Raw genomic sequence first — 24,960 nt, 5'->3', positions numbered from 1 at the left:
CGCCGGAGGAGGTCAACCCGGCGGCGCGCCGCCGAGTTCTGGATTCGCGTGACAACACCTTCGCATCGCAAGTCCGGCGGCCGTCCGGGCCGCGGTCCGCGCCGCCGTCGGGGTCCGACCGGAGCGGTCTGGGCAGTGGCCCTGCTGACCGTGCTGAGTACGGGCGGCGTGCTGGCCTGCGGCGAGCGGGCGGCGCGGCCGGCGCCGGGCCTGCCGCCGGCGGGCCTGCCCTCGGCGGGCGCGGCCGAACCCGCTGCGGGCCTGACCCGAGTGGCGGCCCCCGGTGGTGGCCCGACCGCTCCGGCCGCCACTGCTGCTCCGGCCGCCACTGCAGCCCCCGTCGCCAGCGCCGCCCTGCCGCCCGGGATCGGGCCGACCCTGGGTGCGAAGGTCCCCGCCGGGACGGGGCAGCTGCTGCTGGCGGTCGGCGCCGGGCGCGAGTCCTCCGACTCCACCGTGGTGCTCTACCAGCGTGCGGGCGACGGGAGTTGGCAAGAGGCCGGCCGCTGGCCCGCGCACAACGCGTTGCACGGCTGGACCACCGACCACCGTGCGGGTGACCTGCGCTCCCCGATCGGCGTGTTCACCCTCTCCGATGCCGGCGGCCGGCTGGCCGACCCCGGCGCACGGCTGCCCTACCACCGCTCGCCCCGGTTCGTGGACGAGGAACGGGGGTTCAACGGTGAGTCGCTGGCCGGGGTGTTCGACTACGTGATCGCCGTCGACTACAACCGCGTCCCCGGCACCTCCCCGCTCGACGGGCAGCACCCCGAGGGCGCGGCGAGGGGCGGCGGCATCTGGCTCCACGTCGACCACAACGGGCCCAGCCACGCCTGCATCACCCTGCCGAAGGGGGCGATGCGCACGCTGCTCACCACCCTCGACCCCGCCCGCCACCCCGTGATCGCCATGGGCGACCAGGCCTCCCTGGCCGACTGATCCACCTACCGACGACCCTGGAGGATTTTCATGACCCTGCTGGAGACCGCCCCGACCGCCCCGACCGCCCCGACCGCCCCGACCGCCCCGACCACCCAGGCCATCACGCCGATGACCGAGGAGCAGCGCGCACGCTTCGAGCGCGACGGCTACCTGGTGCTGCCCGGAGTGCTCGAGGCTCGGGAGGTGGCGTACTACTCGGAGGCGCTGGACGAGGTCCACGCGCGGGAGCGGGCCGCCGGGCGGCTCTCGCCGGAGGGGGCGATGCACCGGCTGAGCGCGGTGGCCGCACTGCCGGCGGCGGTCGGACTGATCGACCACCCGGCGACCTTTCCGCTGGTCTGGTCGGTGCTCGGCTGGAACGTGCACGTCTACCACTCGCACCTGGACGTGCACCCGCCGATCCGGGTGCCCAAGCCGTACCGGTTCGAGTGGCACCAGGACGGCGGGCGGCAGAACCGGGAGATCGAGACCGCGCCGCGCCCGCGCCTCTCGGTGAAGATGGCCTACTGGCTCTCCGACCTCTCCCGGCCCGGGCGCGGCAACTTCAAGGTCGTGCCGGGCAGTCACCTGCTGGACCGGATCGACGGGCCGCCGCGCCGCGACCTCCGGTGGCCGGAGCCGCCGGGGGCCGTCGAGGTCACCGCGAACGCCGGGGACGCGGTGTTCTTCGACCGCCGGCTCTGGCACACCCGGACGGACAACCACTCCGAGCACACCCGCAAGGGCATGTTCTTCGCGTACTCGCACCGCTGGTCGCACAACCGGGACCAGAACGAGGCGCTGCTCGCCTCTCCGGCCGCTGCCGGCTTCTCGCCGGTGCAGCGCCAGCTCCTCGGGGCCCCGCTGGCCGCCGAGGGGGAGGTGCCCGGTGATCACCAGTGGGGCCACCACCCGGCCACCACCCCGCTGTACGGACACCTGGCCCGGCACGGTCTGCTCGACCCGCGGTACCCGCCGCTCCGCCCCTGACGGGCGGTGCCTACTGCTGCTCCCACCGGTCCTTGGTGATCTCGTACCGCACGCCGCCGTGCTCGGCACCCTCGATGTCCGCCATGTCCTCGGGTACGGCGATGGTCTCCGTGTGCGTCATGGCGAGCTTCTCCATGACGTGCCGCGAGCCCTGGTTCACGGTCATCGTGTCGGCCCAGACCATGCGCACGCCGAGGTCCGTGAAGGCCTTGCCCAGCAGGGCCCGCGAGCCCTCGGTGGCGTAGCCCTTGCCCCAGGCGGCCTGGCGCAGCCGGTAGCCGAGCTCGACCTCGTCCAGCGGGCCCTGCGCTGCGGGGCGCAGGATGAACCAGCCGATGAAGGCGCCGCCGTCCTTCTCGTGGGCGGCGAACAGCCCGAGGCGGCCGCCCCATTTCTCGTAGCCGGCCAGGATGTTCGGCAGGTAGCGCTCCCGGACGATCTCCGGTGCGGTCGGGACCCCGCCGCTCAGGTAGCGCATCACCGCCGGGTCGCTGTCCAGTTCGATCAGCAGGTCCGCGTCCTCGGCGGTGAAGTGGCGCAGAGTCAGGCGCTCGGTCTCGAGATAGGTGTCCACCAGCCGATCATGCCCGACGCGGACCGGACCGCCCAGCGATTTTGTGTCGCGACAGCGAGGCCCGACGCACCTCGGTGCGCCGGGCCTCGCTGTCGTCGGGGGTGTGGCTCAGACCGAGTTCTTGACGATCACCACGTCGCCGATCATCGAGTCGGCGTAGAACTTCCCCGCCACCGAGTCGTCCTCGCCCTCCTCGGTGTCCGGCAGGCCGATGCAGCCGTGGCTGATGTTCCGGTGGCCGGCGGCCTCCTCGGCTTTGGGGTTGCCGTGGACGTACGAGCCGGAGTCGGTGATCTTCATGGCGTGCGGCTCGTCCACGCTGTAGGCCGCCCCCTTGATCGTGGTGGTGGAGGAGTCCATGTGCACCATCCGGGCCTTCTCGAAGACCACCATGGTGCCGTTGTAGGAGGGGTTGTCGTCGGCGCCCGCCGTGATCGCTATGGTGCGGGGCGCGGCGCCGTCCTCGGCGACGGTCATCTGGTGCGCGGCGGCGTCCACCGTGCTGATCTTCGAGCGGCCGATGGTGAAGCTCTCGTCGCGGTCGGAGTTGCCGTAGACCCCGGGGGAGAGCTCGACGTTGCTGGTGCGGAAGTGGACGGTCACCTTGGTGCCGGGCTTCCAGTAGGTCTCCGGACGCAGGTCCAGCCAGTTGTCGGCGTCGAACCAGTGGCCCTTGACCTTGGTGCCGTCGGAGGCCTCGACGGTGATCGCCTGCTCGGCCGCGGCCTTGTTCTTGACGGCCTGGTGGAAGTCGACCCGGACGACCATGCCGACGCCGTAGGTCTGACCGGTGATCACGTTGTCCTGGGTACGGGCCGTCTTCGTCGGGGTGAGCGTGGTGAAGCTGCCGGCCGTGCCTGTGGTGGTGCCGGCGGCGTCGACGGCCTCGGCGTTCACCTGGTACCGGGTGCCGACGGCGAGGGGCGCCGAGGGCAGCCAGCTCAGGCCGTCGGCGGCCACCGCCCCGGCGACCGGCTTGCCGTCCGGGCCGGCCACCGCCACCCGGGTCAGCTTGCCGCCGGTCACGGACACCTTCAGCGCCCCGCTGGGTGCCACGTCCCGGGCGCCGTCCTTCGGTCGTACGTCCAGGGCGGCCGTCGAGGGCTTGGCCGTGGTCGGGGCGGCGGAGCGGGTTGCGGCATCCCCGCCGTTCCCACCGCTCCCGGCGGCGCTGGTGCCGCCGGCGCCTCCAGCACCGCCGCAGGCGGTGGCCAGCGCCAGCACACCGGTCAGCGCCAGCGCGGCCCCGGCCCGGTGGGCGGCCCGCGCCGACCGCGCGCGCTTCGGCTGGATTCGTATCAGGTCCACAGGTCTTCTCCCGGCTCGGTACGGTGCCGGACGTGCCGGGCGAGCACGTCCGAGCCGGGGTGGGTGCCGGTGACGCCGAGGTCACCGGTTACCGGCTCACCCATCTCCACGCGATGTCCCGCCCGGGAGGGGACACACCCGAGCCGGCTGTCACAGGATCAGGACATTTGCCTGGGCGGACCGGCGGCCCACGGATCTCACTCCACGCAGGACGCCTCGTCCAGCACCGGGGACGAGGGCGGCGCGGTCGCCGGGCCGGTCAGCAGGCCCTCGGCCCGGGTCTGGTCCACCACCAGATCCGGGCCCTTCGCCAGGACGGGGAGGGTGGTGGCCGTCGTGCGCCCATCGGCGAAGGCCGGCACCTGGCGGAGGAAGTCGACCGGGCTCCAGCCCTGGTCGACCACCAGATCCTCCTTGAGTGCGCCGTAGAGGGCGCCCAGCTTGGCCGCGTCCGCCAACACCCCGCCGGCGCGCAGCTTCTGCAGCACTCCGGCCAGCAGGGCCTGCGCCCGGTGCGTCCGCACCAGGTCGGAGCCGTCGCCTACCCCGTGCCGTTGGCGGACGAAGGCGAGGGCCTGCGCGGGGTCGAGCTCCGAGCGGCCGGCGGGCAGGTGGGCCCCGCTCCACTGGTCGTCCACGGCGCGGACCAGGCAGACGGGGACGGGGCCGACCGCCTGGGCCACCCGGTAGAACCCGGCCATCGAGAGCTCCGCGAAGTGGTCCACCGGTACCCCGGCCAGCTGCTGGACCGCCCGGATCAGTGCCGTCCGCCCGGCCTCCCGGCCGCGCCAGACCAGATCCGCCCCGGTGACCCCCTGGCTGCGCAGCCGTGCCGCCTCCGCCGTCTCGGCCCGCAGGTACACCTGGCCGATGCGCACCTGCTCGCCGCCACCGGCATCCACCAGTACATCGCGGGGGATGGAGAGTTGGCGGACCGTTCCGCCGCCTGCCGGGATGTGCACCAGCATCAGGGTGTCCGCCACGTCTCCCTCGGCCCGTACTCCCGCGTGCAGCGCCCCGCGGCGCAGCTCGTCGGGGGCCGGACGGCCGTGGGTGTCCGTGGTCGAGTCCAGGCCGATCAGCAGGACGGTCACCCCGTGGTCCAGCGGCGCCGGTGCCCCGCTGGAGGCGCCGACCAGGGCCTCCGAGGTTCGCCCCGGCACCCCGGCGGGCAGGCTCAGTGCGCTCGCCCCCGCCGCGACCAGCAGGGTCAGCGCCCCGGCCAGCAGCACGGCGCGCCGCCGGCCGCGCCTGCGCCGGCGCCCGGCCGCGATCGCGCCGTCCACCAGCCGGACCGGCCCGTCCGGGGTGAGGCCGACGGCGGCCCGCCCGAACGCTGCGGTCAGTCGATCCTCGAACTCATCTTCCTCACCGGTCACTTCACCACTCCGCTCGCCGAATTGCCGCCCCTGGTCACCGATTTCGTCGGCCCCGCTCATGACCGCACCAACTCCGCCAGCTCGGAGCCGAGTTGCGCACGCAGTCGGGCCAGTGCCCGGGTGCACCTGGAGCGGACGGCCGCCGAGCTGTCCTTGACGATCGCCGCGGTCTCCTCGACGCTGCGGTCCTCCCAGTACCGGAGCACCACCACCGCCCGGTCCCGGGGCGGCAGTTCGGCCAGCGCATCGACCAGGACGAGCCGCAGCGTCTGGTCCTGTTCCCGCGGCGGCGGCTCCGGCAGTACCTGGCTCGGCCGCTCGGTGGAGCTGCGTCGGCGCTGGTGGGTCAGGAAGGCCCGGACCAGGACGGTCTGCGCGTAGCCGGCCGCGTTCTCGATCCCGCCCGCCCAACCCGGCCGGTGGAGGCGGTGCCACTGCGCGTACATCCTCGCCAGGGTGTCCTGCACCAGATCCTCGGCCAGGTGCGCGTCACCCCCGGTCAGGAAGTACGCCGATCGGTAAAGCTGCCCGGAGCGGGCCGCCGCGAACGCGGCGAACTCCTCCTCGGCGGCAGCCCGCCGTCGAGCTGTGACCACTGGCCCCTCCCGTCCCCTCGTCGTTGTCCGCCCTATGACGGCCCGAGGGCACCGGGATGTTTCAAACGAATTCTCGGGAGCTGTCCGGTCGGCGTTCCGGCCCGGTCACTGTTCCGGCCCGGTCGGCCTCCCGACTCCCCTCAGCCCTCCTGGCCGGTGGCGGCCAGCACGATCTCGCGGACGCAGACGTTCGGCGGCTGGCGGTAGGCGTAGGCGATGGCCTCGGCCACGGCCTCCGGGGCCAGGGCGCCGCCGGCGGCCTCCTTCCAGGCCTGGTAGCCCTGCTTGATCTGCTCGTCGCTGGTGTGCGAGAGCAGCTCGGTCTCCACCGCCCCGGGGGCGATGGTGACCACCCGGACCCCCTGGGCGGCCACCTCCTCGCGCAGGTTCTCCGACATCGCGTGGACGGCGAACTTGGTGCCCACGTAGGCGGCGTGGTTCGGGAAGGTCTTGCGGCCGGCCACCGAGCTGACATTGAGGATGGTGCCGCGACCCCGCTCGACCATGCCGGGGAGCACCGCCCGGACGCCGTACAGCACGCCCTTCACGTTCAGGTCGATCATCCGCTCCCACTCGTCCACGGGCTGGTCCGCGAGTCGGCCGAGCAGCATCACCCCCGCGTTGTTGACGATCGCGTCAGCCGGGCCGTACAGCTCCTCGGCCTCGCGGACGGCGGCCTCCACCGCCGCCCGGTCGGTCACGTCGACCTTGCGACAGAGGGCCTGCGGCAGGCCGAGGGCCTCCAGTCGGTCGAGCCGCCGGGCCAGCAGCAGAAGCGGGTGGCCCTCGGCGGAGAGCAGGCGGGCGGTGGCGGCGCCGATCCCGGAGCTGGCGCCGGTGATGACGATCAGGGGCTTGGGCACGGCGGTGTCCCTCTCGGACGGGGGCGGACGGTCTGTCACCGTCCAGCAGACCACCGGGGCCGGCACGCCGCGCCCCGGTCGCGCCGGGTGGGGGAGAGGGGGAAATCGCCTGGGCTCAGGCCAGGTCGTCGGTGCGGCCGAGGGCGTCGGGCTGGGACTGCTCGATCCGGCGGAGCATCCGGCCGAGCAGGGTGGAGAGGCCGGGGCGCTCCTCGGGGGAGACGTCCTGGAGGAGCTCCTCCTCGAAGACGGCGGCCATCCGCATGGACTCCAGCCACTTGTCGCGGCCGGTCTCGGTGAGCTCGATGATCACCCGGACCCGGTTGGCCTCGTCGCGCTCCCGGGTGACCAGGCCCTCGGTGACCATCCGGTCGATCCGGTGGGTCATCGCGGCCGGGGTGAGGCCGAGCCGCTTGGCCAGGTCGCCGGGGCCGAGCTGGTAGGGGCTGCCCGCGATGACCAGGGCCTTGAGCACCTCCCACTCGGCCGGGGTGATCCCCAGCACAGTCAGCTGCCGGCCGTAGGCCACGCTCATCCGCCGGGCGACCCGGGACAGGGTGGAGACGATCGTCTCCACCTGGGGGTCGACATCGGGGAATTCCCGCTGGTAGACGGCCACCTGCTCGGCGACGCCGAGCTCGCCGCAGGTGGCCGGCTCGGCGGTCGGGGCAGGTCTGCGTGCGCTCATGGGGCCATTGTCCCATGTGGACCTGCAGAGGTTAAGCCTTTGACTTCTGAAGCTACGAACCCTTAACCTTCATGAGCTAAGACTTTAGGTCTTAAATCTTCCAGATCGAAGAGTGTCTGGTCGAAGAGTATGCAGTGGAAGATCGAATCGAAGGGATGTGCACGGTGACCGGCACGGTGAAGCAGCAGAGGCAGCAGCGGCACGGGGCGGGCGGCCCGCTGCGCCGCGTCCAGATCGGCAATGCGCTCAGCGCGTTCGGCAGCGGGTTCACGATGCCGTACATGTTCGTCTACGTGGACCAGGTGCGGGGCCTGGGCTCGTTCGCGGCCGGGATGGTGTTCACCGTCTTCGCGCTCGCGGCGCTGGCCGTGCTCCCCTTCACCGGCCGCGGGATAGACCGGTACGGCCCGCGACCGGTGCTGCTCGCGGGGGCGGGGCTCGCCGCCACCGGTGCGTTCGCCTTCGGTCACGCCACCAGCACACCGCTGCTGCTGGTCTCCGCCTTCCTCTTCGGCGGCGGTGTCACCACCTGCCAGCCGGCGCTGGCCACGATGATCGTCCGCTGCTCCACCAAGGCGACCCGCTCGCGGGCCTTCGCGCTCCAGTTCACCCTGGTCAACCTGGGCATGAGCATCGGCGCGCTGGTCGGCGGCCAGATCGTCGACGTGGCCGACCCGGCCAGCATGACCCGGCTCTTCACCATCGAGGCGCTCACCTTCCTCGGCCTGGCCGCCGTCACCGGCCTGGCCCGCATCCCGGCCGCCGCGCCGGTGCTGGTCGCCGAGCCCGTCGCTGCCGCCGGCCGCGAGGCCAAGGGGCTGCGCGCGCTGGTGGCCGACAGGGCGATGCTGCGGCTCTGCCTGCTCGCCGGGCTGATCTTCTTCACCTGCTACGGGCAGTTCGAGTCCGGCGTCGCGGCCTTCGCCACCGACACCGTGGGCACCGCGCCCTCCGTGCTCGGCCTGGCCATCGGCGTGAACGGCCTGACCATCGTGGTGCTGCAGATGTTCGTCGTGAAGATCACCGAGCGCCGCCGCCGCACCACCGCGATGGCCGCGGCCGGCGTGGTCTGGCTGGGTGCCTGGGCCATGGCGCTGGTCGCCGGCCTGGTGCGCGGCGAGGCGATGCTCGCCACCGTCGCGATCGTCTCGGTCTACGCGCTGTTCGGCGTCGGCGAGTCGCTGCTCGCGCCGACCATGGGCCCGATCGTGGCGGAGCTGGCTCCGGCCCGGCTGCTGGGCACCTACAACTCCGGCTACGCGATGGTGAAGCAGATCGCCATCGCGGTGGGCCCGGCGGTGGGCGTGCTGCTGGTCGGCTCGGGCACCTGGCCGCTCTACCTGGCCGCGATGGCCGGCTGCACCGTGCTGGTCGTGGTGATGGCCCTGCGCCTGCGCCCGTACCTCACCCCGGCCCAGGACAACGCCCCGGCCGGGCAGGCTCCGGCCGCCGCCCCGGCCGAGGAGCACGCCCCGCTGGCGGCCCCGGCCCGCGGCCTGCAGATCGCGGCCTGACGGCCCACCCCGCACCGGCGTCCGGCTCCCCCCACCCCCGTGGGAGGGAGCCGGACGCACGTCCGGGCCCGGGCGGCCCGGAGCGCCGGGCCTTGCCGGGGCTCCGGGCTCAGCCCGCCGTCGGCGGGAGGCGGTCACCCGCGCCGACCGCCCTGCGCAGCCGGTTCGCGGCCGGCACGGCGGCGGCGACCACGGCGAGCAGCACCAGGGCGGTCGGGAGGAAGTCCTTCCAGAGCTGGTTGGCCGCCAGCGCGAGCACCAGCGACAGCACCGGCGCACCCGCGAGCGCGGCCCCCGCCGGGCCGTACCGGCCCTGCCGGAGGGCGGCCGGGGCGGCGAGGAGCAGGGCCAGCTCCACGGTGCATAGCACCAAGGCGAACGCCGGGCCGTCGAGCACCGGGCGCAGACTCAGGAAGGGCCAGAAGCCGCTGGTCTGCCAGAACAGCAGGCTGCCGGTCGCCGCTCCGGCGAGCACGGTGAGCGCACTGCGCCAGGAACGCCTCAGCAGGTCGCGCGGGGCGGCGAGCAGGATCAGCAGCCAGAGCAGGCGTGGCCCGTAGTTGCTGGCGACGAAGACGAGCCCGTGGGGTGTCCAGTCGCGGAAGTCGTTGAACACGAAGTTCCACAGCAGGGCGAGCACGGCGACCGGGGCCAGCAGCCGGGCCGCCGTCCACCGACCAGACAGGGCCGCCAGCAGGGCGAGCAGGCCGAGCAAGCCGCTGTACTGCTCCTGTCCGCCCGAGGACATGGGGTGGGTGAGCGCGAAGTCCATGCCCTCCCAGCCCCAGCGCCAGCCACTCACCAGGGAGGCCACCTCGGCCGCCAGCGCCCCCGCCGCGAACGGCGCGGCCAGGCCCGCCGCGTGGGCCGGCGCACCGGAGGAGCCGAGCCCGAGGCGCAGCCGCAGCCCGTGGGCGGCCAGGTCGAGCAGTTCCCGGCCGGTGGCCCAGCGGCCGGCCCCGGCGGTGGCGTCGGCGAACACCGCGCTGAGCTCCGCGCCCATCTCCCGCCGGTAGGCGGTCGGATGCAGTCGCAGGGTGATCCTTAACGCGCTGCCGGTCATGGCGCTGCCGTTCGTGGCGTTGCCGTTCATGTGGAGTAGGCCCCCCTCAGCCTGGGCATGGACAGTCGGCGTTCGGCCTCGGCCGCGACGGTGCGCAGCCGCTCGGCCTCGGCGGTCAGGGTCTCCCGGCCGGGCCGGGTGAGCGCGTAGGTGCGGCGGGCCCGGCCGTCCACGATCTCCTCGCCGACCACCTCGATCAGGCCCTGGCCGAGCAGGCGGTCGAGCGCGCCGTAGAGCGTGCCGGTCCGCATCTTCACCCGGCCGCCCGAGATCGCGGAGACCTCCTGGAGCAGCGCGTAGCCGTGCCGTGGCGCGTCGGCCAGGGCGGTGAGCAGGAGCAGCGTGGGCTCCTGCATCGGACGTTCCGTCATGTCGATTAGATATACCGTTCACCGGCATATACCGTCCAGGGGAAACGGGGTGTCAGTTCCCCCGGTTCGACTCGCAGCGCATAGGGTCGACGGGGGTTGCCGCACCGTCAGCAAGCGCTCCGGCCCGCCCCGCACCAAGAGCACGGCCGGCACGGCAGCATGGCCGGCACCAGCAGCACGGACGGATCGGCGAGGTCATGGCGTACGCAGTCACCGACAGACCGGACACGGCCGGTGGCCCGGCCCCGGGCTCGGCCCTGGCGGCCCTGCGGGCCCGGGCGCCGTTCGGCTGGCCGCCGGTGGCCTGGGCGCTGCGGCACGCCGGCTGGACCGGGCCGGTCGCGGTGGCGCTGTTCGCCGGGCTGCTGCGGTTCTGGGACCTGGGGCACCCGAACGCCTTCGTCTTCGACGAGACGTACTACCCGAAGGACGCCTGGTCGCTGCTCCAGCAGGGGTACGAGGGGGTCTGGCCGGAGAACGCCAACGGGCAGATCCTCGGGGTGCCGCAGCAGATCCCGCTGACCTCCGCGCCGGAGTTCATCGCGCACCCGCCGCTCGGCAAGTGGGTGATCTCGCTGGGGGAGTGGGTCTTCGGGCTGCACCCCCTCGGCTGGCGGGTGATGGTCGCGCTGCTGGGCACCGTCACGGTGCTGATGCTCTGCCGGATCGGGCGGCGGCTGTTCTCCTCCACGCTGCTCGGCTGCCTGGCCGGGCTGCTGATGGCGGTGGACGGCCTCCAGTTCGTGATGAGCCGGGTCGGGCTGCTCGACGGCGTGCTGATGTTCTTCGTGCTCGGCGCCTTCGGCAGCCTGCTGGTCGACCGCGACCAGGCCCGCGCCCGGCTGGCAGCCGCTGCGGATCCGGGGGCCGTCCGGCTGGGGCCGCGCCCCTGGCGGCTGACCGCCGGGCTGCTGCTCGGGGCGGCCTGCTCGGTGAAGTGGAACGGCGCCCAGGTGCTGGCCGTCTTCGGGCTGCTCACCGTGGTCTGGGACTGGGGCGGCCGCCGCCGGTACGGGGCCCGCCGGCCGCTGCGGTCGATGCTGCGGCGCGACGCGCTGCCCGCCTTCGGCTCGCTGGTCGGGGTGGCGGCGCTGGTGTACCTGCTCTCCTGGACCGGCTGGTTCGCGAGCTCGGGCGGCTACGACCGGCGGTGGGCCGAGGGCCGGGCCGGGCTCTCCCCGCCGCGCACGCCCGTCCTCGACCTCCCGCTGCCGCAGCTGCCGATGAGCTGGGTGCCCGAGTCGCTGCGCAGCTGGTGGCACTATCAGGCTCAGATGTACGACTTCAACACCGGCCTGAGCACCCCGCACACCTACCAGTCCAACCCGTGGAGCTGGCTGGTCCAGGGCCGCCCGGTCAGCATGTACTGGCAGCAGGTGCCGGCCGGGCAGCAGGGCTGTCACTCCTCCGGCGGCTGCGCCAGCCAGATCCTCGCGCTCGGCACCCCGCTGCTCTGGTGGACGGCCTGCGCGGCGCTGGTCTACCTGCTCTGGCGCTGGGCGCTGCGCCGCGACTGGCGCTCGGGCGCGGTGCTGGCCGGGGTGGCGGCCACCTACCTGCCTTGGTTCCAGTACCAGCACCGGACGATCTTCTCGTTCTACATGGTGGTGCTGGTGCCCTTCCTCTGCCTGGCGGTGGCGCAGCTGCTCGGCGCGGTGCTGGGCCCGCCCGGCTGCTCGGCCCGGCGGCGGCAGTACGGCGCGCTGGCGGCGGGGGCCGTGGTGCTGTCGATCATGGCCTGCTTCCTCTTCTTCTACCCGCTGTACACGGCGGAGGTGATCCCGATGACGGACTGGCAGGCCCGGATGTGGTTCACCAGCTGGATCTGACCCGAGTGGCCGCGCGCCCGCCCGTCGGCCTGGCTGCCCCGGCCGGCCAGCTGCTGCCGGTGACCCCGCTGCTCGGGGTGCTCACCGGCCTGCTGCTGCTCGGCGCCGTGGCGGCGGCCGGCTGGGGGCTGCTCGGGCACGGGCGGGACGTGCTGCGGGCGGGTGTCCGCGCGGTGGTGCAGCTCGCCGCCGTGGCGCTGGTGATCGCCTGGGTGGTGGGCTCGCTCTGGACCTCGGCGCTCTTCGTGCTGCTGATGTTCACCGTGGCGGTGCGCACGGCCGGGCGGCGGATGACCGCCGGGCCCGAGTGGTGGTGGGCGGCGGCCCCGATCGGGCTCGGGGTGCTGCCGGTACTGGCGCTGTTGCTCGGCACCGGCCTGCTGCCCCGGCAGGGGCTGTCGGTCATCCCGGTGGCGGGCATCCTGATCGGCGGCGGGCTCACCGCCACCTCGCTGGCCGGCCGCCGGGCGCTGGACGAGCTGCGCCAGCGGCGCGGCGAGGTGGAGGCGGCGCTCGCGCTCGGCTTCGAGGAGCGGGACGCCCGGCTGGAGATCTGCCGCACGGCCGCCGCCACCTCGCTGGTGCCGGCCCTGGACCAGACCCGCACCGTGGGCCTGGTCACGCTGCCGGGGGCCTTCGTCGGCATGCTGCTGGGCGGGGCGAGTCCCGTCCAGGCGGGCGCGGTGCAGCTGTTCGTCTTGGTGGCGCTGCTCGCGGTGGAGTCGGTGGCGATCGTGGTGGTGCTGGAACTGGTCGGGCGCGGGTACGTGGTCGGGTAGGCTTGCCCGCGTTGAAGGGGAGTAGCCCTCCACCGGCTCGTCGACATACTGGCCCATCCGTGGGCCCGGCGCCCGGGACATCCCGCTCCACCGGGGTGTTGGCGAGACCTTCGGCCGCAGTGCTGTGACCATGACCAGTGCTGGCGGGCCGAGGCGTCCCCTGACGGAGCACCGGTTCGCCAGCCCTTGACCTGAGGGATTCAAGCGACCGATGAGCCTGACCGTAGCCGTCCTGACCTTCGGCATCATCTTCCTGGCCGAACTGCCCGACAAGACCGCGCTGGCCAGCCTGGTGCTCGGCACCCGCTACCGCGCGAGCTTCGTCTTCGCCGGCATCGCCGCCGCCTTCGCCCTGCAGGTGGGCCTCGCGCTGGTGGCCGGCAGCCTGCTCTCGATGCTCCCGCAGCGCTGGGTGGAGGGCGTCACCGGCGTGCTCTTCCTGCTCGGCGCGCTGATGCTGCTCTGGCACAAGGAGGACGAGGAGGAGGACGGCCACGAGGCCAAGGAGCCCGCCTCGCCGAGCTTCTGGCGGGTCGCCGGGGCCAGCTTCATGGTGGTGGCGGTGGCCGAGTTCGGTGACCTGACCCAGATCATGACCGCCAACCTGGCAGCCAAGTACGCCGACCCGCTCGCGGTGGGTCTGGGCGCCTGGCTGGCCCTGTGCGCGGTGGGCGGCATCGCCATCGTCGGCGGGCAGAAGCTGCTGCAGTACGTGCCGATGAAGGTGATCGTCAGGGTGGCCGCCGCGATCATGCTGGCCATGGCGGCCTTCAGCATCTTCGAGGCGATCAAGGGCTGAGGCCGGGGCGGCCCCTGAGGGTCAGCCTGCGTGGTCAGCCCGCGTAGTTGGCCAGCGAGGCGCGGGTGTACGGGCCGTACACCCCGGAGGGGTCGCCGGTGACGGCGGCCATCCGCTGGAAGTACTTGACGGCCCGCTGGGTGTCGGCGTCGAAGGTGCCGGTGACCAGCGAGTCGTCGTACTTCCAGAACAGCACGTCGGCTAGCTGCTGCTGCATCGAGCTCACGTCCGAGCCGGACATCCCGTACGAGAGGGAGCGCGGGCCCTCGCTGGTGGGCGTGGGGGTGGGGGTCGGCGTCGGCGTCGGGGTGGCGCTCGGGGTCGGGGTCGGGGTCGGCGTCGGCGTCGGGACGGCCGAGTGGCTCGGGGTGGCGCTCGGGGTCGGCGTGGGGGTGGCCGAGCGGCTGGGCGAGGCGCTGGGGGAGGGCTTGCGGCTCGGGGTGGCCTTGGTGGCCGAGGGGCTGGCGCTCTGCGCGACCGGCTTGGGCGAGAAGCTGGGGTAGGGCACGCCCGCGTCCGGCTGGTAGTCGGGCGCCCCGACGGTGGTGCGGCCCTGGTCCGAGGAGGGCAGCACGAAGGCCAGCCCGGCACCCACCGCGGCTATCCCGGCGCCGGCGGCCAGGATGACGGCGCGTCTGCGTCCGGTGCGGCTGCGCTGCTGCTGTCTGCGCTCGGCCCGCCCGCCCTGGTGGGCACCGCCCTGGTGGGTGCCGCCTTGATAGGTGTACGCGGCGCCGGTCGGTCGGGCCGGCGGGTGGTGGGGCTGCGGCGGGGCCGAGGGGGCGGGAGGCAGCAGCGCGGTGCCCGGGTCCTGGTCCGGCACCGAGGCGGCGCCGCCCGCGACGTACGGGCGGACCAGCGGCGGGCCCTCGGTGAACGGGAGGATGGCGGTGTCCTCGAAGTCCGGGTTGCCCGGGTGCTCCTGGGGTGCCGGATGCTGTTCCGGCATGGGCCGGTCCTCCTCGGTCGGGGTGGCGGACGCGCCTGATTATGCAGCAGGTGCCCGAGCCCGGGACAGCGAAGGTCGTGCACCGACCGGGTACCCGGCCCGTCCCGCCTGCCCGCTCGGGCTAACGAAACCTCCTGAACCCGGGCAAACCGCGCCATGATGGTCGTCGGACTGAATGATCATCAGCTCGCACGGCGAACGGTGCGGGCGGACAGTGCGACGGACAGTGCGGCGACCCGCACGGCGGACAGCACGGAGGAGCGGCGATGGCGGACGCGGCGGCCGAGCGCACGGCGACCCCCGAGGGCGGCCCCCCGGGCGGCCCGCCCGAAGTGACGGTGCACCGGCTCTGGGTGCCCATCGGTGCGCTGCTGCTGGCCATGCTGCTGGCCGCGCTCGACCAGACCATCGTCTCCACCGCGCTGCCCACCATCGTCAGCGACCTCGGCGGCCTCGACCACCTCTCCTGGGTGGTCACGGCCTACATGCTCGCTTCCACCGCCGCCACCCCGCTCTGGGGCAAGCTCGGCGACATGTATGGCCGCAAGCGCTTCTTCCAGGCCTCCATCGTGATCTTCCTGGTCGGCTCGGCGCTCTGCGGCATCGCCCAGAACATGGGCGAGCTGATCGCCTTCCGCGCTCTCCAGGGCCTGGGCGGCGGCGGCCTGATGGTGCTCTCCCAGGCCATCGTCGGCGACCTGGTCTCGCCCCGGGACCGCGGCAAGTACCAGGGCCTGTTCGGCGCGGTGTTCGGCGTCACCAGCGTGCTCGGCCCGCTGCTCGGCGGGCTCTTCGTCGACCACCTGAGCTGGCGCTGGGTCTTCTACATCAACCTGCCGATCGGCGCGGTGGCCCTGGTGGTGATCGCCGCCGTGCTGCACACCGCCGAGGTCAAGCGCCGGCACAAGATCGACTACCTGGGTACCTTCCTGATCGCCTCGGTGGCCACCTGCCTGGTGCTGATGACCTCGCTCGGCGGCACCACCTGGGCCTGGGGCTCCTGGCAGGTGATCGGCCTCGGCGTGCTGGGCGTCGTGCTGCTGGTCGCCTTCGTCGCGGTCGAGCGGACGGCCGCCGAGCCGGTGCTGCCGCTGCGGCTGTTCCGCTCCACCACCTTCAGCCTGGTCTCGGTGGTCTCCTTCGTCATCGGCTTCGCGATGTTCGGCGCGCTCACCTACCTGCCGACCTTCCTCCAGGTCGTCATGCAGGTCTCGCCGACCATGTCCGGCATCCACATGCTGCCGATGGTGCTCGGCATGCTGCTCACCTCGATCGGCTCCGGCCAGATCGTGGCCCGCACCGGCCACTACCGGATCTTCCCGATCCTGGGCACCGCGATCACCACCGTCGGCCTGCTGCTGCTCTCCCGGCTCACCGAGCACACCGGCACCACCGAGATGAGCCTCTACTTCCTGGTCTTCGGCCTCGGTCTCGGCCTGGTCATGCAGGTGCTGGTGCTGATCGTGCAGAACTCGGTCGGCTACGAGGACCTGGGCGTGGCCACCGCCGGGGCCACCTTCTTCCGCTCGATCGGGGCCTCCTTCGGCGTCTCGATCTTCGGCACCATCTTCGCCGGCGGCCTCAAGGACAAGCTGGCCGACGCCCTGGCCGGCCAGCCGCTGCCGCCCGGTTTCAGCCCCGAGGCCGTCTCCTCGGACCCCCGGGTGATCTCCTCCCTTCCGGCGGCCCTGCAGGCCGGCATCTACCACGCCTACGCCAAGTCGATCACCGAGGTCTTCCTCTACGCGGTGCCGGTGGCGGTGGTCGCCTTCGTGCTCTCCCTCTTCATCCGGGAGCAGAAGCTGCGCTCCACCGTCACCGCCCCCGACCTCAGCGAGTCGATCGGCCTCAACCCGGTCGAGCGCTCCTCGCTGGACGAGATCGCCCGGGCGATGTCCGTGCTCAGCAGCCGCAGCGCCCGCCGCGACCTGTTCCGCCGGATCACCGCCGAGGCCGGGCTCGACCTGCACCCCGCCTCCAGCTGGCTCATCCTCCAGATGCACCAGCACGGTTACGCGGAGCCCGCCGAGCTCGCCGAGAAGCGGGTCGTCCCGATGAAGGTGATCGAGGAGGCCGCCCGCGAGGTGGAGAGCCGCGGCCTGGCCGTCCGCAACGGCCTCCCGCTCCGGCTGACCGAATCCGGCGCCGAGGCCGCCCAGCAGCTGGTCGCCGCCCGCCGCACCCAACTCTCCCGACTCCTCGGCGACTACGACGAGAAGCAGTTCGACGACCTGGCCGTGCTGCTCACCCGCCTCTCCGCCTCGCTCGGCCACGACCAGCCCGACCGCACGGTGGAGCAGCCCCACCCGCACTCCGAGGGCCGCTCGTTCTGATCCTCGGCTCGTTCCGACCCTCCGCTCGTCCGGGGCCGCCGTTCGTTCTAAGCTGCCGTTCGGCCTGGGCACTGCGCCCGGCCGGACGGGGGTGCACGATGGCGGTGGGCACGGTCTCACGCCGGTACGGATTCGTCCTGCTGGTGCACGGGTTGGCGCTGGCCTTCGCGCTGCCGCTCTACCTGCGGCCGGGGTACCAGTGCCTGCCCGGCAGCGAGTGCGGGGTGCCGATCGAGTCGCCCGAGGGGATCCTCGGGGCCTACGACCTCGAACGCCCGGGCCTGCTCCAGGTGTACTGGGTGCTGCTGCTCGTGCTCCAGACCGTGGCGGTGGCCTGGTGGTACCGCCGGCACGGCCGACTCGGCCGCGCCGTACCGGCCCTGGCCACCGCCGTCGCGCTCGCCGCGCTCACCACGGCGCTGACCGCCGCCGACTGGCACGGCATCCGCACCACCAGTGCCGTGGTCGAGACCGTGTACCTGCTGCGCTTCAACGGGGCCACCCCGCTGGTCGTTTCGGCCCTGACCCTGCTCGTCCTCGCGCTCACCGAACGCAGCGCGGCCTGGACGCCCTTCGCCCTGGGCTTCGCCTTCCTCGCGTACCTCGCCGCCACCTACGACTCGCTCTACCTGCTCGGCGGCCTCGGGCTGCCGGTTGACGCGTTGGCCGATCCGGCCGGGGTGCGGCAGCTGCTCAACCTGGCCGGGCCCGCCGCCGCCCTGCTGGTCGGCGGCGGACTGGCCCTGCTTTCAACCGAGTTGACGGTGCGTCAGAGGTCGAAGGCGCGGACCTCCTCCAGCACCGCGTAACCGGCGGTGGTGTAGAGGTTGATGGCCACGGCATTGCCGCCGAACACGTTGAACATCAGGGCCTGGTCGCCGCCGGCCAGGGTGGCCTGCTCGCCGACGGCCATCGCGTCCCGGCCGTAGCCCTTGCCCCGGTGCTCGGGGTGGACGCGCAGCGAGTAGCCGTAGCTGACGCCCGGCAGGTAGCCGTGCTTCAGCCACGCCGTACCGACCGGCTCGCCCTCGGCGCCGTCGGTGCCCCCGACTCCCTTGTCGAGGAGCAGTAGTACGGAGTTCTCGGGGGTGTGCAGGCCCTGCGGGAGCAGCTCGGCGAAGTCCTTGTCGCTCTTTGTGCGGGCTTCGGCCTCCGTCCAGGTGCCGGCGCCGAGCATCCCGCCGACGTACGCCTCCTTCTCCTCCGCCAGCCAGATCTCGTACTCGGCCTCGGTCATCGGCCGGTAGGTGAGCCGCTCAGCATCGCGGGCCGGCTCGGCTGGGCGGATCCGGGTCTGGCCGCCGACGGCCCAGTCGGCGTACAGCTCGTCCGGTTCGAGGGCCCGGATCCGGATCTGCCGCGCACCGTGCTCGGCGCACCAGCCCTCCGCCCACTGCCGGGCGGCGAGCCGGTGCCGCTCGGCCCCGGGGCGGACCCGGATCTCCAGCAGCCGCCCGGTGGGTGTCCCGAACGGCTGTGGCTCCAGCGCCACGGCCACGTACCCGACCGCCTCGCCCGCCTGCCCGATCTCCGCCACGGTGGCCTCCGCCAGCCGCTCCTGCGCCAGGGCCAGCCACTTCTCGACCGCAGCCGCTCCGAGCCCGCCCGCCGCGAGGCGGGCCCGCAGCCGCTCCTCGTACCCGCGCTGCCACTCGGACCGGTCGTCGATGATCGTAAAATCAGTCACGCGGTCACGGTAATCGGCGGCCGCCCCGCCGTCATCGGCAATAGGTCGTAGGCCGTTCGGGCCCCGACGGTGCTTTCCTGGCGGTGCTCTCTTGGCGGCGCTTCCTTGACGGTGCTCAGCAGGGCAGGGCGCGGAGCGTGAGGCCGTCCGGCTCCACGGTGGCGAGCATCGCGAAGTCGAAGGTGTCCGGGGTCAGGCAGAGCGAGACGTCCTCGGGGTGGATGCCCGGGTAGCCCTTGCGGACGCCCTCGGCGAGGTGGGCGGCGTGCTGGGAGGCGGCGGCGCGGCGCAGGTGTTCGGCCGGGTCGGCGGGGCCGCCCGCCGTGAGCTGGGTCAAGTACTCGGCGCAGGCGCGGTCCTCCTCGGCCCGCCCCTCGTCGCCGGTCACCACGTAGGTGACCTCGGCCGGCCCGCGCTCGCTCAGCAGTCGGGCCGTCGCGCCCGCCACCACGAAGCTCGCGCAGAGCAACAGCCCTGCCTCGCGGGCGGCTTGGGCGCCGACCGTGCCGAAGGTGGTGCGCTGCACCAGGGTTCGACCGGTCAGGTCCAACTCCCGGATCATCGCAGGGGAGTTGACGGTATCGAAACCCTCGGTCGGAGCGCCGTCCTTGACCGCCAGCCAGCCGGGGTTGGCCGCCTTGAGGGCGAGCGCCTCGGGGGTGGAGTCGGTCAGCACGATCCGCTCGGCACCCCGGGCGAAGGCCCAGGCGGCGGCGGTGAAGGCCCGCAGCACGTCGATCACGACGGCGGCCTCGGGGGCGGTGGTCGACTGCTGGAGTGCCGGGATGCCGACGAAGTGTGAGCGCATCCCTTGATCATCCACCGGCAATGCCCGGTGGTGTCCAGCGATTTCGGGGCATGGTGGCGCCATGCCCCGACTCGTCGACCACCCGGACACCCTGGGCGACCGCCGCCGCTGCGCCGTCCCGACCGCTGCGCCGTCCTGACCGGGGCGCCGCAGCCGGCCTGAGGTCGGTCAGCCGGTCGCCCGGTTCTCGATGGCGTCGGCGGCGAGTTGGGTGCGGAGCAGGTCCTTGCGGACCTTGCCCATGGCGTTGCGGGGGAGTGCGGTGACCAGTTCGAGGCGGCTGGGCTGGTACCAGTCGGTCATGCCGCGGGCGGTGAGGAAGGCGCGGAGCTCGGCGAGGGTGGGGGCCGCGGCGGTCGGGACGACCACCGCGCAGGCGAGTTCCTCGTCCTCGCGGGGGCGGTAGCCGACCAGGGCCACGTCGTGGACGCCGGGGTGGGCGAGGAGTTCGGTCTCCACGTCGGCGACCGGGATCATGAAGGAGCCGCCGATCCGGTCCGCAGCGCGGCCGAACAGCCGCATGCCGCCACGGCCGTCCGGGGCGGCGAGGTCGCCGGTGTCGTACCAGCCGCCGTCGTGCTCGGCGAGGACGCGGAGTGCGCCGGTGTCGCGGCCGAAGGTGGCCAGGCAGAGGCCGCCGCCCCGGACGAAGAGCCGGCCGGGCTGCTCGGCGGTGGGGGCGGCGCCGTCCTCGGTGCGGAACTCCAACTCCAGGGCCGCGCCCGGGCGGCCGTCGCTCTGCGAGCCCCAGAGCGGCGGGTCGTCGTGCCTGGTCCAGGTGTGACCGGGCACCTCGGTCATGGCCCAGGAGGTGCGCAGCGGCTGGCCCCAGACCCGGAGCACCCCGGCGATCAGCGGGCCGGGCACGGTGGTGGCGCCGGTCAACACCATGCGCAGGGAGGGCAGTTCGGTGCCGACCCGCTCCGACTCGGCGAGCACCGCGGCGACGAACGGCGGCGCCCCGGCGAGCATGGTGACCCCAGCCTCCGCGATCAGGTCGAGCGCGGCGGCCGGCTCGAAGCGGTCGAGCAGCACCGAACTGCCACCGGAGAGCACCGGGTTGAAGACACAGCACTGCATGCCGAAGATGTGCGTCACGGCCTGGGTGACGAACCAGCGGTCGGCCGGGCCGAAGCCCTCCGCCTCGATCAGGGCGGCGGAGCCCGCGTAGAGCGTGTTGGCGGTGTGCAGCACGCCCTTGGGCTCGCCCGAGGTGCCGGAGGTGAAGAGCACCACGCTGACCCGGTCGGGGTCCTCGGCGGGGGCGTCGGCCAGCAGCTCGGTGCGGCCGGGCCGCTCGAAGTGCGCGGCGAAGTCGACGGCCCCTTCGGGCGCCGGCCCGCCCGCCGGGTCCAGTACCACCCGGTGCCGCAGCTTCGGCAGCCGAGGCGCCATCTCGGCCACGCCCTCGGCGTACCGGACCCCGGCCCACTCGCCCACCGTGACGACGACCCCGGCCTCCAGCCGGGCCAGCACCCGCTCCACCTCGCGTGGGCCGAGCGTCATCATCAGCGGCGCGACCACCGCGCCGACCCGCGCGCAGGCCAGCATCAGCGCCCCCACCTGCCAGAGGTTCGGCAGCTGGACCACCACCACCTGGCCCGGCTCGACGCCGAGCTCCACCAGGGCCTCGCCGAAGGCCTCGACCCGGCCAGCTAGTTGGCGGTAGGTCAGGGTCTCGGTGCCACGGTCGTGCCGGGCCGTCACCGCCACCGCCTCGGGCGTCTCGTCCCGCCACCGCCACAGGTCGCTGATCGGCCCCTCGGCCCGCCAGACTCCGGCGGCACGGTAGCGCTCCACGAGATGCGGGGCCGGGCGTAGTGCGGTGATGTCCATCGGGTGTCCCCTTCGTGCCGCCGGCTCCCCTGCCGGTCGTGGTGGTCGTGGCATCGTAGGCGAGGGGTCGGCCCGCCGGGAGTGGGCGGTAGGTGGTGGCCCTCACCCGCGCCGCCACCAGGTGGACGCAGTCCGCCCGGGCACCTTCGAGGCACCCGGGCGGACTGCAGAGGGAAAACGGTCAGTTCATCGGGATCATGATGTTGGCCGCATTCCAGCTGTTGGTGAGACTGGGCTTTACCTCAGGTTGTGGACACTTCTGAGAAGCGGATCTTCGGGTCCGTGGAGAGGATGTCCTCATGGGTACTGCGAGGTACTCGGGGGAGTTCAAGCGGGACGCGGTTGCTTTGGTGGAGTCCAGCGGGCGCCGGGTCTCGGCGGTGGCGCGGGAGCTGGGTGTCAACCCGGAGTCGCTGCGCCAGTGGGTTGCACGCTCACGCGCACAAGCGCCTTCTGGTGCGGGCGGTGAGGGCCCGTTGACCCCCGCCGAGCGCGAGGAACTGCGCCGGCTGCGCAGGCAGGTCCGTGAGTTGGAGCTGGAGAAGGAGATCCTGCGGAAGGCGGCTCAGTATTTTGCCAAGGAGATGGGCCGATGACCGGCCGCTGGCGGTTCATCTCCGACCATCGTGACCTGTACGGAGTACAGCGGCTGTGCCGGGTGCTGAGCGTCTCGGCGTCCGGTTTCTACCGGTGGATACGCGCCACCCCTGTCCGTGTGGCCCGCAAGGCGGCCGACGAGGTGCTGGCCGGGCGGATCGAGGAGATCCACGGCGAGTCGAACGGCGCCTACGGCGTCCCCAGAATCACCCGCGAGCTGCGCGAGCGGCACGGCGCGGTGAACCACAAGCGGGTTGCCCGGCTGATGCGCGAGCGCGGCCTGGCCGGGCGGCGCCTGCGGCGCACGGTCCGCACGACGATCGCTGACCGGACCGTGCCCCCGGCGCCGGACCTGGTCGGGCGGGTGTTCGCCGCCCCGGCACCGGACGTGCGCTGGTGCGGCGACATCACGTACCTGCCGGTCGGTGGGTCGTGGATGTACCTGGCGACGGTGATCGACATGCACTCGCGGCGGGTCGTGGGCTGGTCGCTCGCGGAGCACATGCGTGCCGGCCTGGTCGTCGACGCCGTCCGGTCAGCGGTCGCCGCCCGGGGCGGCGATGTGCGCGGTGTGCTGTTTCACTCCGATCGCGGGGCGCAATATACGTCGGCGGCCTTCGCCGAGGTCTGTCGGGCGTACGGGATACGGCGCTCGATGGGCCGGGTCGGCTCGAGTTACGACAATGCGATGGCGGAGTCGTTCTTCGCCACGCTCAAGCGCGAACTGCTCTATGGTTCCCGATGGTTGACCCGGCCCCAGGCACGCATGGCGGTCTTCGCCTGGATGGCCTGGTACAACCATCGCCGACGGCACTCCGCCCTCGGCTACCGAAGCCCCGTCGACTACGAACGGCAGCACGCCAGGCCTGTTACTAACCTGGACTTGGTCGCATAACAGGCAAGTGTCTACGAAATAGGGCAAAGCCCGCACCATCCTCGGCGCCCGCAACTACGACCCGGCACTCGGTCGCTTCATCTCCGTTGACCCGGTCTATGAGCCAGGTGACCCTGGTTAGGCTGGTGGCTACACTTACGCTGGTAGTAATCCAGTGTCCTCTAGTGACCCGACCGGCCTGATGGCTTACGATCCGATCACGGGAGACGCGGCGGGGACGACTCATCAGCTTCAGGAGACCGTGAACAAGACTCGCTCCGGCAATGGCTACAGCGACTCGGACGCTGCTGTCAGCGTAGAGGATGCGGAACGTGATGCGGGGGCCGGAGCCGGAGACATTCCTGGCACTTCGTTCTCCCGTGGTGGGAACCTTGGCGACGTGAACCCGGCCAATTCCAACGGTCAATTGTCGAACAAGTATATCAACTTTCCTTCTCTTGTCTCCTGGGCGACAAGGTATGGTACGGAGGAAAATGATTGGACCGCCGGCGACAATTGCACAAACTTTGTCTCGGATGCCCTCCTTGCTGCGGGCGTGCCGATGAAATGGGATGGAAAATCGCCATTTCGCAACGGTGCGAGCGATCAAGTCGATCAGTGGTGGAATGGTTACTATGATACGCCAAATTCTCCAGTGAATACGATAAGCGAGGAGTATCGAGCGCACACGCGATCGCGCTCCTGGACAACCGCAGGTGGGCTTTACTCCTTTCTTGAAAATACCGGAAGTTATGAGGATCCGGTATCCAGGGCCGCCCCGGGTGATCTGATGTTCTGGTCCTATGCGAACGGTGCAACGGCAGGGCAGGTGCACCATGCTGCTGTCATAACCGGGCTCAATGACGGCGATATTCGATATTCGCAACACAGTGGGCTTCAGAGTAACGCATCTCTCAAGGAGCGAGAGCCGTTGTTCACCAGTGCAAATGGATCTCAGATAATCCATATCATCCATGTTGTTCCATGGCCCTGTGGAGTCGGTGCGCAGGGATGCTGAAAGCGAAGCGCTGGAAATACTTTGCCGGTGGAGCCTCTCTCGTATTGATCCTGGCGGCCTTGTGGATGGGATTGGGGCGAGCTGATGGCCCCCGGGCCCATTCGGTTGCTACGTCAGTAGTGCTCGAGTCTGGTGTGGTCGAGGGAAGTCCATGGACACTCGTGGGATGGATGCAGGATGAGCACCTGTGTCTGGCCATTGCTGGAGCTTCCGGTGGAGATGGTCCGATATATTCCTCCTCGTGCGGATTCGAGAGGGATATGAAGAATATGTCGATGTGGGGCTGCGGCACTGGCCCGGGAAGGGATTCGAATTTCGCTTGCGGGCCTGCCCCTCTGGATGTGGATCATGCTGTGAGTTCAGACTCCATGGGTAAGAAGGTCTCCCGCGCAAAAAAATTCCCGGCTGGCTACGGATTTCCGAATGCTAAATTTTACGTCTTTGGATACAGTGGCGAGCAGGGATCGGGGTATTCGATTTCACTGTACTCTGAAAATGGTGAAACGGTTCCATTTGGAAGTTATTAAACCCATCTGACGACCGACTGTCGAAGATGGGCGGAACTCCGTCGGGGTGGTTCCCGAGCCTTTGCTGGCTTGGGAACCACCCCGACGGGTTTGACGGGTGAGCGTGTGTGGTGGGGCGCCCCCCAGTGCTCGACCGCCGAGCCAGTTTTGCAGCGGCTGGTGGTCCTCGGGGCGTCCCGCTTCGCTGCCGGCATCGCGACTGGAAGGCGCGCTTGCCGGGATTTCTTGACAGGTGGTAGTAGCGGAGTCCGTAGGCTGGCGGGGTGGCCGGGTCCGTGGGGGCCTGGGACGAGAGCGTAGGGAGAGGTGGGCGTGGTGGCCAGTGTGGTGAAGATCAACGTGCTGACGGTGCCGGCGGAGCAGCGGGAGATGCTGGAGAAGCGGTTCGCTTCGCGGGCCGGGTCGGTCGAGGGCTCGGACGGATTCGAGTGGTTCGAGCTGCTGCGGCCGGTGGAGGGCACAGACCAGTACCTGGTCTACACCCGCTGGCGGGACGAGGCTTCGTTCCAGGCCTGGATGGAGGGCCCGATGAAGCAGGCCCACCAGGGTGGCGGCACCGATGGCGAGAGCGGTGGCCAGGCTCCGCAGCGGCCGGCCGCGAGCGGGTCGACGCTCTGGTCGTTCGAGGTCGTGCAGTCGGCCGGTCCGAAGGGCTGA

Annotated in this window: 23 protein-coding genes; 11 read left to right on the top strand and 12 right to left on the bottom strand. The window is 71.9% G+C overall.

The window, feature by feature from the left end; all coding sequences use genetic code 11:
- The first annotated feature begins 135 nt into the window (after positions 1 to 135).
- Together CFP65_RS10875 and CFP65_RS10870 are read left to right on the top strand one after the other, a co-directional pair.
- Positions 136 to 939 carry a hypothetical protein gene (locus tag CFP65_RS10875; protein WP_254552332.1) on the top strand — a complete coding sequence of 268 codons (804 nt, stop codon included), beginning with the start codon at positions 136 to 138 and terminating at the stop codon, positions 937 to 939.
- Between the two features lie 30 nt (positions 940 to 969).
- Positions 970 to 1,911, top strand: a complete 942-nt coding sequence (locus tag CFP65_RS10870) for a phytanoyl-CoA dioxygenase family protein (protein WP_168219588.1) — start codon at positions 970 to 972, stop codon at positions 1,909 to 1,911.
- 10 nt (positions 1,912 to 1,921) lie between these two features.
- Here the strand turns inward: CFP65_RS10870 and CFP65_RS10865 are convergent, their stop codons facing one another.
- The 6 genes from CFP65_RS10865 to CFP65_RS10840 all read right to left on the bottom strand — a co-directional run bounded on the left by CFP65_RS10865 (position 1,922) and on the right by CFP65_RS10840 (position 7,319).
- Entirely contained in the window at positions 1,922 to 2,485 is a 564-nt protein-coding gene (locus CFP65_RS10865; protein ID WP_104815913.1) for a GNAT family N-acetyltransferase, read from the bottom strand.
- Positions 2,486 to 2,593: 108 nt separating this feature from the next.
- Positions 2,594 to 3,793, bottom strand: coding sequence for an Ig-like domain-containing protein (locus CFP65_RS10860; protein WP_104815912.1), 1,200 nt, complete (start codon positions 3,791 to 3,793; stop codon positions 2,594 to 2,596).
- Between the two features lie 197 nt (positions 3,794 to 3,990).
- Positions 3,991 to 5,172 carry an LCP family protein gene (locus tag CFP65_RS10855; RefSeq protein ID WP_158702133.1) on the bottom strand — a complete coding sequence of 394 codons (1,182 nt, stop codon included), beginning with the start codon at positions 5,170 to 5,172 and terminating at the stop codon, positions 3,991 to 3,993.
- Positions 5,173 to 5,228: 56 nt separating this feature from the next.
- Positions 5,229 to 5,768, bottom strand: a complete 540-nt coding sequence (locus tag CFP65_RS10850; RefSeq protein ID WP_104815910.1) for a SigE family RNA polymerase sigma factor — start codon at positions 5,766 to 5,768, stop codon at positions 5,229 to 5,231.
- A gap of 140 nt (positions 5,769 to 5,908) precedes the next feature.
- Positions 5,909 to 6,631 (bottom strand): SDR family oxidoreductase, encoded by a 723-nt coding sequence (locus CFP65_RS10845; protein WP_104815909.1) that lies wholly within the window; start codon positions 6,629 to 6,631, stop codon positions 5,909 to 5,911.
- Positions 6,632 to 6,746: 115 nt separating this feature from the next.
- Positions 6,747 to 7,319: a MarR family winged helix-turn-helix transcriptional regulator gene (locus tag CFP65_RS10840; protein ID WP_104815908.1), complete on the bottom strand. Its 573-nt coding sequence runs from the start codon at positions 7,317 to 7,319 to the stop codon at positions 6,747 to 6,749.
- A 155-nt stretch (positions 7,320 to 7,474) separates the two neighbouring features.
- Between CFP65_RS10840 and CFP65_RS10835 the strand changes: the two genes are divergently transcribed.
- A complete protein-coding gene (locus CFP65_RS10835) occupies positions 7,475 to 8,833 on the top strand; it encodes an MFS transporter (protein WP_104815907.1) in 1,359 nt (452 codons plus the stop codon).
- A gap of 109 nt (positions 8,834 to 8,942) precedes the next feature.
- Here the strand turns inward: CFP65_RS10835 and CFP65_RS10830 are convergent, their stop codons facing one another.
- Positions 8,943 to 9,926 (bottom strand): hypothetical protein, encoded by a 984-nt coding sequence (locus CFP65_RS10830; protein ID WP_104815906.1) that lies wholly within the window; start codon positions 9,924 to 9,926, stop codon positions 8,943 to 8,945.
- The gene (locus tag CFP65_RS10825) at positions 9,923 to 10,267 is read right to left on the bottom strand and encodes a PadR family transcriptional regulator (RefSeq protein ID WP_104815905.1); all 345 of its coding nucleotides are present in this window, start codon (positions 10,265 to 10,267) and stop codon (positions 9,923 to 9,925) included. The genes CFP65_RS10830 and CFP65_RS10825 overlap by 4 nt, the downstream gene beginning before the upstream one ends.
- 197 nt (positions 10,268 to 10,464) lie before the next feature.
- Here CFP65_RS10825 and CFP65_RS10820 point away from each other — a divergent pair, with 197 nt between their 5' ends.
- The 3 genes from CFP65_RS10820 to CFP65_RS10810 all read left to right on the top strand — a co-directional run bounded on the left by CFP65_RS10820 (position 10,465) and on the right by CFP65_RS10810 (position 13,674).
- Positions 10,465 to 12,096, top strand: coding sequence for a dolichyl-phosphate-mannose--protein mannosyltransferase (locus tag CFP65_RS10820; protein WP_104815904.1), 1,632 nt, complete (start codon positions 10,465 to 10,467; stop codon positions 12,094 to 12,096).
- Between the two features lie 5 nt (positions 12,097 to 12,101).
- A complete protein-coding gene (locus tag CFP65_RS10815) occupies positions 12,102 to 12,875 on the top strand; it encodes an ABC transporter permease (protein ID WP_254552331.1) in 774 nt (257 codons plus the stop codon).
- 211 nt (positions 12,876 to 13,086) lie between these two features.
- Entirely contained in the window at positions 13,087 to 13,674 is a 588-nt protein-coding gene (locus CFP65_RS10810) for a TMEM165/GDT1 family protein (RefSeq protein WP_104815903.1), read from the top strand.
- A 34-nt stretch (positions 13,675 to 13,708) separates the two neighbouring features.
- On the opposite strand, the gene CFP65_RS10805 is transcribed toward CFP65_RS10810, so the two are convergent.
- On the bottom strand, positions 13,709 to 14,623 hold the full coding sequence (locus tag CFP65_RS10805) for a peptidoglycan-binding protein (RefSeq protein WP_104815902.1): 915 nt from the start codon (positions 14,621 to 14,623) through the stop codon (positions 13,709 to 13,711).
- A 266-nt stretch (positions 14,624 to 14,889) separates the two neighbouring features.
- Between CFP65_RS10805 and CFP65_RS10800 the strand changes: the two genes are divergently transcribed.
- Positions 14,890 to 16,956, top strand: coding sequence for an MFS transporter (locus tag CFP65_RS10800; protein WP_104815901.1), 2,067 nt, complete (start codon positions 14,890 to 14,892; stop codon positions 16,954 to 16,956).
- A 98-nt stretch (positions 16,957 to 17,054) separates the two neighbouring features.
- Positions 17,055 to 17,765, top strand: a complete 711-nt coding sequence (locus CFP65_RS10795; RefSeq protein WP_104815900.1) for a hypothetical protein — start codon at positions 17,055 to 17,057, stop codon at positions 17,763 to 17,765.
- Here the strand turns inward: CFP65_RS10795 and CFP65_RS10790 are convergent.
- From CFP65_RS10790 to CFP65_RS10780, 3 genes are all read right to left on the bottom strand, one after another.
- Complete coding sequence (locus CFP65_RS10790; protein ID WP_104815899.1) at positions 17,726 to 18,643, bottom strand: GNAT family N-acetyltransferase; 918 nt, start codon at positions 18,641 to 18,643, stop codon at positions 17,726 to 17,728. The two genes, CFP65_RS10795 and CFP65_RS10790, sit on opposite strands and share 40 nt — an antisense overlap.
- A gap of 115 nt (positions 18,644 to 18,758) precedes the next feature.
- On the bottom strand, positions 18,759 to 19,451 hold the full coding sequence (locus CFP65_RS10785) for a 2-phosphosulfolactate phosphatase (RefSeq protein WP_104815898.1): 693 nt from the start codon (positions 19,449 to 19,451) through the stop codon (positions 18,759 to 18,761).
- Between the two features lie 168 nt (positions 19,452 to 19,619).
- On the bottom strand, positions 19,620 to 21,287 hold the full coding sequence (locus tag CFP65_RS10780) for an AMP-binding protein (RefSeq protein WP_158702132.1): 1,668 nt from the start codon (positions 21,285 to 21,287) through the stop codon (positions 19,620 to 19,622).
- A gap of 299 nt (positions 21,288 to 21,586) precedes the next feature.
- Between CFP65_RS10780 and CFP65_RS10775 the strand changes: the two genes are divergently transcribed.
- The 3 genes from CFP65_RS10775 (at position 21,587) to CFP65_RS10765 (ending at position 24,960) form a co-directional block, all read left to right on the top strand.
- Positions 21,587 to 22,779, top strand: a protein-coding gene (locus CFP65_RS10775; protein WP_371682399.1) for an IS3 family transposase whose coding sequence is annotated in 2 segments (ribosomal slippage) — positions 21,587 to 21,815 and positions 21,815 to 22,779 — 1,194 coding nt in all. Because the reading frame shifts where the segments join, the coding sequence is not laid out codon by codon here.
- Positions 22,780 to 23,020: 241 nt separating this feature from the next.
- Complete coding sequence (locus CFP65_RS10770) at positions 23,021 to 23,776, top strand: amidase domain-containing protein (RefSeq protein WP_158702131.1); 756 nt, start codon at positions 23,021 to 23,023, stop codon at positions 23,774 to 23,776.
- A gap of 842 nt (positions 23,777 to 24,618) precedes the next feature.
- Positions 24,619 to 24,960: an antibiotic biosynthesis monooxygenase gene (locus tag CFP65_RS10765; protein ID WP_104820776.1), complete on the top strand. Its 342-nt coding sequence runs from the start codon at positions 24,619 to 24,621 to the stop codon at positions 24,958 to 24,960.

It is taken from the genome of Kitasatospora sp. MMS16-BH015, assembly GCF_002943525.1.
Lineage (GTDB): Bacteria > Actinomycetota > Actinomycetes > Streptomycetales > Streptomycetaceae > Kitasatospora.
The sequence above is the reverse complement of the archived record's forward strand: the minus strand, read 5'-3'. Positions and strand labels throughout refer to the sequence as shown.